We start from the raw sequence: 6389 nt of genomic DNA, 5'->3' as shown, positions 1-6389 counted from the left end.
CTGGCGGAGAAGGAGGGATTCGAACCCCCGGTAGGTTGCCCTACGCTGGTTTTCAAGACCAGTGCATTCGACCACTCTGCCACTTCTCCGAGGCGAAAATACATTTTTAATTAAAACGAAAAACCGACTATTTCATTTTTTTGTTCGTCAGCTTGAATAGTTAGTTTTACAGTATGAAAAAACGATATAAATACGCCTTTTCAATTTCAGCTTTAGTACTCATTATTAATGTCGTACCATCTATTGGCGTATCTCAAGGACTAAAATCATATTTTAATTATTCTATTTTCATTTCGCCACCAGAAGAACCTTATTTAGAAACCCATCTAACATTTGCCGGTGCAACATTGCGCTATAAGAAAAACAAGGACGAATTATATACCGCAACAATTGATGCTACTTTAACCATTACAAAGAACGACTCCGTTATTATTAGTAACAATTACGAGATTAACAGCCCTACTCACAATGATGAAGTAATAATCCCAACAAATTTTTTAGACATTACAAAGACTTTCATTGATACAGGGAAATATATTTTAACACTCACGGTTAAAGACCAGCTTGATACCATACCTGCTTTATCGTTTACTGAGAATATTTCTATATCGACAATCCAAAATATCGCATTCTCCGATATACAACTCTTAGAAAGCTACTACCCCAGTACTGCATCCTCTCCGCATATCAAGAATGGCTATGCCATGATCCCGTACCCTCTTCAATCTGCTCCTGGCAGAGTATCTTTCATTCCAGAGTCAGTCGATACGATATCGTTCTATACAGAAATCTATAACACAATTAAAGTATTAGGAGATACTGGAAAATACCTTATCACTTACTTTATTGAGGATGAATACACTCACTATAAGCTAAAAAATCAGATTCGATACTCGAGAGCAAAAAGCGAAATAGTTAAACCATTCCTAGCTAAAATTGATTTAAGTAAAATATACTCTGGCAATTACAACCTTGTTATTCAGATAAATGACGAAAACAACCAATTTCTGGCTAGGAAGAAGTTAGAATTTCAAAGAAGTAAAAACCCAGTTGAAGTAAGCCTCGAGAACTTAAAGAATATATCAATCAAAAACACCTTTGTTACAAACATTAAGGACAAAGAAACAATGATCAATCATCTCAAATGTATTCAGTTGATTGGTACTTCAAATGAGATAATCTATGCAGAAAACAGAATCAAGGAAGATGACTTATTTCTTATGCAACAATTTTTCTTCTATTTCTGGGAGAAAAGAAACCCAGATAACCCCGAACTAGAATGGAAAGAATATATTGAAAAAGTAAAATTCGCAGATAAACATTATGGTTCGATTATGAGACAGGGCTTTGAAACCGACAGAGGAAGAATATTTTTAAAACATGGAAAACCTAGTGTTCTCAACAAATACAAAAACACCGAACGAACATTCCCCTACGAGATTTGGCAATACAACATTTTAAAAGGCTCGCGAAATCGTAAAATTGTCTTTTACAACCCTACTATGGTTGGAAATGAATACCCTATCCTGCATTCAAACATTCTAGGAGAAAGAAACAACCCAAAATGGACGGAGGTTCTTATTCGAAATGAGTTAAATAAAAAATCAATGTCAGTGACTAAATCGGCTATAATCCGAGAGTTAGAACAGAACTTCAAAGTAGTCTTCTAGTCATTTCAATTATAAGTCGTGCAATCAACATCCTAAATTGATTATTAATTAACTTCAACAAATGAAAACCGCCGTAGTTATCCTCAATTGGAATGGAGAAAAAATGCTCCAAGACTATCTTCCAACCATTGTTGAGAAATCTGGTGACGAAGCCGAGGTAATAATTATTGATAATGCATCTACCGATGCTTCCATCTCGTTTCTCAGGAATAACTACCCAGGTTTAAAAGTTATCCAACTAAATAAAAACATAGGCTACGCAGGAGGATATAACAATGGACTTCAAGAACTAGAGTCTAAATACGACTATTATGTATTATTAAATTCGGATGTTGAGGTTACTGACAACTGGCTAAATCCTATTATTAAACATCTAGACGAGAACAATGATGTAGCTGCTTGTCAACCGAAAATCAAAGATATATTTAACAAAGATAAATTTGAACACGCCGGAGCTGCAGGTGGTTTTATTGATAAGCACGGCTACCCTTTTTGTAGAGGCAGAATTTTCCAAGAAGTAGAACCCGACAATGGACAGTATAATGCTAACAAAGAAATATTTTGGGCAAGCGGTTCATGTCTTTTTATTCGAAGCAAGGTCTTTCACAAATTAGACGGCTTCGACTCAGGCTTCTTTGCACACATGGAAGAAATCGATCTCTGTTGGAGAATGAAATCAGTAGGGCATAAAATAATGTATATTGGAGAATCTACAATTTATCACGTTGGAGGTGGCAGTCTACCAAAATCAAATCCCCAAAAAACATTTCTCAATTTCAGGAATGTTCTGTTGATGTTATTAAAGAATCTGCCAGCAAATAAACTTTACCGTATACTGTTATTCAAGCTATTTTTAGATGGCATAGCGGGTATTAAGTTTATTGCGGAAGGCGATTTCAAAGATTGCATCGCGGTAATCAAAGCTCATTTCTCTTTCTACGGTATGTTTTTCGAATATAAAAACAAACGCATCGATCAATCGATAAGTGGAATAACTGCGATCTACTCTAAGAGTATCGTATTTGATCACTTTATTAAGAGAAAAAAGAAGTTTTCAGAGTTGGATAATTAAGCTTTGTCGTTCGACAAACTCAATACCGCTAATCGATAAGAATCTAATCCAAAACCAGCAATACTCCCTTTACATACGGGAGTTATATACGAAACGTGCCTGTAATCCTCTCTAGAAAACACATTGGAAATATGCACTTCTACAACTGGCTTTTGAATTCCAGATATCGCATCCGCCATTGCAATCGATGTATGTGTGTATGCCGCAGCATTTAAAATAACACCTGCCGAAGATTCTCCTGCTGCCTGAATCATACCAACCAATTCTCCTTCAACATTACTCTGAACGTGGGAAATCTCATGCTCTGGGAAAAGCTTTTGAAGCTCAATTAAGTATTCATCAAATGATTGATCTCCATATATTGACTTTTCTCGTTTCCCAAGTAAGTTTAAATTCGGTCCATTTATAATCGATATCTTCATAAAAGTTGCTATTTTTCTAATGCTAAAATTAGATAAATTTCTGCTGGCGTTAATTTATGGATTGGAAAAGTTCGATTATTGGGTTTAAAGCTTACCTAAAACTAGAAAAATCAGTTTCACCTAGTACGGTTGAAGCATACCTATTGGACATAAATAAATTTACACAATATATAGATCATGCAAACCTAAACTTAACTCCTGAACGCGTTGAATTAAAGCACTTACAAGGATTTCTGAATTGGATAAATAATTTAGGAATGAGTGCTAAAAGTCAGGCTCGCTTAATTTCTGGCATTAAAGCATTCTATAAATTCCTGATTCTAGAAGATCTGATAGAAATCAACCCTACTCTATTAATTGAATCTCCTAAGCTTCCACGAAAGCTTCCAGAAGTACTGGCTATTGAAGAAATAAATGACATTATTGGAGCCATTGATTTAAGCAAACCAGAAGGAGAACGAAATAAAACAATTTTAGAAACCCTCTATAGTTGTGGTCTACGTGTATCAGAACTGGTTAATATAAAAATCACAAATATCTCATTCGATTCTGGTTTCATAAAGGTAACAGGCAAAGGCGACAAAGAAAGGCTTGTACCAATGGGAAGTGTGGCTAGTAAGCTTATCAAACAATATATTCTAGAAATAAGATCACACGCTAAAGTCAAACCAGGAAATGAGGATATTCTTTTTTTAAATCGCCGAGGGGCTGGACTTACACGTGTAATGATATTCCTAATAATAAAAGAACTGGCCACTAAAATTGGAATCCAAAAAAAAATAAGTCCACATACATTTAGGCATTCCTTTGCAACTCATTTAATTGAAGGTGGTGCTGACCTAAGAGCAATTCAAGAAATGCTAGGGCACGAATCGATCACAACCACAGAAATATATACACATTTAGATCGAGAGTATTTAAGAGATGCCATCCTATCCTTTCACCCAAGAAGTAAACTTTGATAAATATAAATAGTTCAAAAGCTACTATTTACTGGCAATTCATCGCATTTAACATGCAAATCGATTATAAATTAATCATAATCAACAGTTTGTAACTGTCTTACTTATCTGCCACAATCCTTTTTTGGAACTAATATTATTTGGATAAGGTCTATAAAATATTAAATTTACTATCATTATACAGGAAAAAAACAAGAAGCTATGACAATTTACGTGGGAAACATCCCTTATTCCATGACTGAAGAAGATTTGCAGAAAATTTTTGGAGAGCACGGTGCTGTGCAGTCAGCAAAAATCATTGTAAACAAATTCAATGGAAGATCAAAAGGATTTGGTTTTGTTGATATGGACAATGCCAGTGTAGAAGAAACAGCAGTGTCTGAACTTGATGGCAAAGACATCGATGGCAGAAATTTAAGAGTTATCATAGCACACCCAAGAGATGAAGGTCCTGATGGCAACCGCGCATAAATAACTTCTTTCTCCTCTCCTTTTAATTTCAATTTTCTCAACAATGGGTTATTTATTTGAACCTTCTGCTATGGGATATTTTTCTTATTTCAACAACATATATTCATGGCTTTGCAAGACCGGTAAAGAATATTTTCCCAGTTACCTCTTAATTACTATTCTTTAACCACCATTTATCCGCATTTCATCCCCTCTACATCACTATTCATCGAATAAAGATTACAACGGCATATTAAAAGCTAACTAATACGTAAATTACACTAATGCTGCGCTACCAGTTTGTCTAAACCTATTATCAAAATCAACTTGATTAAGTTTTTTTACTCTTCATTTTTCATTCTATTTATTTCGATTACAAACCTTGTTGCAACAACAATCACTTCAAACGGTGATGGAAACTGGGACAACACAGGATCTTGGACACCTGCCCAAATACCTGGTTCTGGAGACGACGTTATTATTGACAATGGCGATGTAATTACTATGACTCAAGATGAATCTTGCAATAGTTTAACTATTACAAGTGGAGAACTAGACGATGGCAAAAACGATCTTCTAGCATTCGGAAACTTAACTTTTAACGGCGACTGGACTGGAGGTGGGAAGATTTTTATGTACGGTGCAAATGCTGTAATCGATGGCACTGGAACTGTTACAGACAAGGGCACAATTCGTCTTGAAGTTAGTCCCGTGACCATTTCATCTTCCGCTGTACTGGCAATGAATAAGGTTAAATTCGATATGAAAATCGGTACGGAAATAACCAATAATGGCTACATCGAATGCAAAACGATAAAGGGAGCTGACAACTCTTCTGTTTGGACCAACAGTACTAATTCAACATTACTTATTAGGCAAACACTATTTAAAGGCGATCAAAAAGGCGTTATCGTTGCTACAGCCACAGGCAACACTGTTGTTTATAGGAATGCAGATAAAGATATTTATACAACTAGTTACTACAACTTGTCTATCGACATGGGTGGTAATACTGCTCAAATGGTTGGTAGTCTCGTTGTTCTAAATGATTTAACGATAATAACAGGAACATTAGATGCGGACGTATTAAGCAATTTCGACATTAATGTTGGTGGTGACTGGGATAATCAAGGTGCTACTTTTAATGGGTACAACAATACAATTACTTTCGATGGAGCTAGTACAGGTGTTATTAATAACGCACAGACATTTTACAATCTTACCCTTAATAAGTCAGCTGGTGAATTACAAGTAAACGAAGATGTAACAGTAAGCAACGTGCTAACAATGACAAGTGGAAATATTTCAGTTGCTTCCACCAAAACTTTAGAGCTAGGCACGGATGCTGTAAACGAAGGTACTCTTTCACACAGCTCCGGTTTTATTAGTGGTTCGTTTGAAAGATGGGTGGCAACAACTAATAAAAACTATTTGTATCCAATCCAAACAAACTCCAATGATTATGGCATCCTGCTAAATTTTAGTGCCATTACAATAACAGGAACTTTAATTGCCATTTTTGACGAGACTGATCCTGCTTGGTCTCAAGCGGATCTTTCGGACGGAACTGCAACCGTTACAGATCGCTTTAATACTGGGTTCTGGGATTTAAGCCCTAATGGTCTAAGTGGCACATATTCTATTAATGCTTACGCCTCCGCCTCATTATTTAATTCTAATACTCGTAATGCGGCAACAAGATTATTATATAGAGGAAATGCATTATCCGATCATACAAATAACGGTACTCACCAAAGCGCATTAGGTGATTCTCTTTATAGGACGGCCATCACAAGTACAACCGGCCAGTTTT

General features: G+C 35.8%; 6 protein-coding genes and 1 tRNA gene. 5 read left to right on the top strand and 2 right to left on the bottom strand.

The window, feature by feature from the left end; all coding sequences use genetic code 11:
• Nucleotide 1: 1 nt before the first annotated feature.
• Nucleotides 2-89, bottom strand: a tRNA-Ser gene (locus tag HRT72_03035).
• A gap of 84 nt (nucleotides 90-173) precedes the next feature.
• Between HRT72_03035 and HRT72_03030 the strand changes: the two genes are divergently transcribed.
• The gene (locus tag HRT72_03030; GenBank protein NQY66684.1) at nucleotides 174-1670 is read left to right on the top strand and encodes a GWxTD domain-containing protein; all 1497 of its coding nucleotides are present in this window, start codon (nucleotides 174-176) and stop codon (nucleotides 1668-1670) included.
• Between the two features lie 61 nt (nucleotides 1671-1731).
• Entirely contained in the window at nucleotides 1732-2742 is a 1011-nt protein-coding gene (locus HRT72_03025) for a glycosyltransferase family 2 protein (GenBank protein ID NQY66683.1), read from the top strand.
• Here HRT72_03025 and HRT72_03020 read toward each other — a convergent pair.
• On the bottom strand, nucleotides 2739-3164 hold the full coding sequence (locus tag HRT72_03020) for a 3-dehydroquinate dehydratase (protein NQY66682.1): 426 nt from the start codon (nucleotides 3162-3164) through the stop codon (nucleotides 2739-2741). The genes HRT72_03025 and HRT72_03020 overlap by 4 nt on opposite strands.
• 56 nt (nucleotides 3165-3220) lie before the next feature.
• Between HRT72_03020 and xerD the strand changes: the two genes are divergently transcribed.
• The 3 genes from xerD to HRT72_03005 all read left to right on the top strand — a co-directional run.
• Nucleotides 3221-4126, top strand: coding sequence for a site-specific tyrosine recombinase XerD (gene xerD / locus HRT72_03015; GenBank protein ID NQY66681.1), 906 nt, complete (start codon nucleotides 3221-3223; stop codon nucleotides 4124-4126).
• Nucleotides 4127-4327: 201 nt separating this feature from the next.
• Nucleotides 4328-4597, top strand: coding sequence for an RNA-binding protein (locus HRT72_03010; protein ID NQY66680.1), 270 nt, complete (start codon nucleotides 4328-4330; stop codon nucleotides 4595-4597).
• 306 nt (nucleotides 4598-4903) lie between these two features.
• The coding region (locus tag HRT72_03005; protein NQY66679.1) for a hypothetical protein at nucleotides 4904-6389 on the top strand (1486 nt) is incomplete at its 3' end.

It is taken from the genome of Flavobacteriales bacterium, assembly GCA_013214975.1.
In the GTDB taxonomy this organism is placed as follows: Bacteria; Bacteroidota; Bacteroidia; order DT-38; family DT-38; genus DT-38.
The sequence above is the reverse complement of the archived record's forward strand: the minus strand, read 5'-3'. Positions and strand labels throughout refer to the sequence as shown.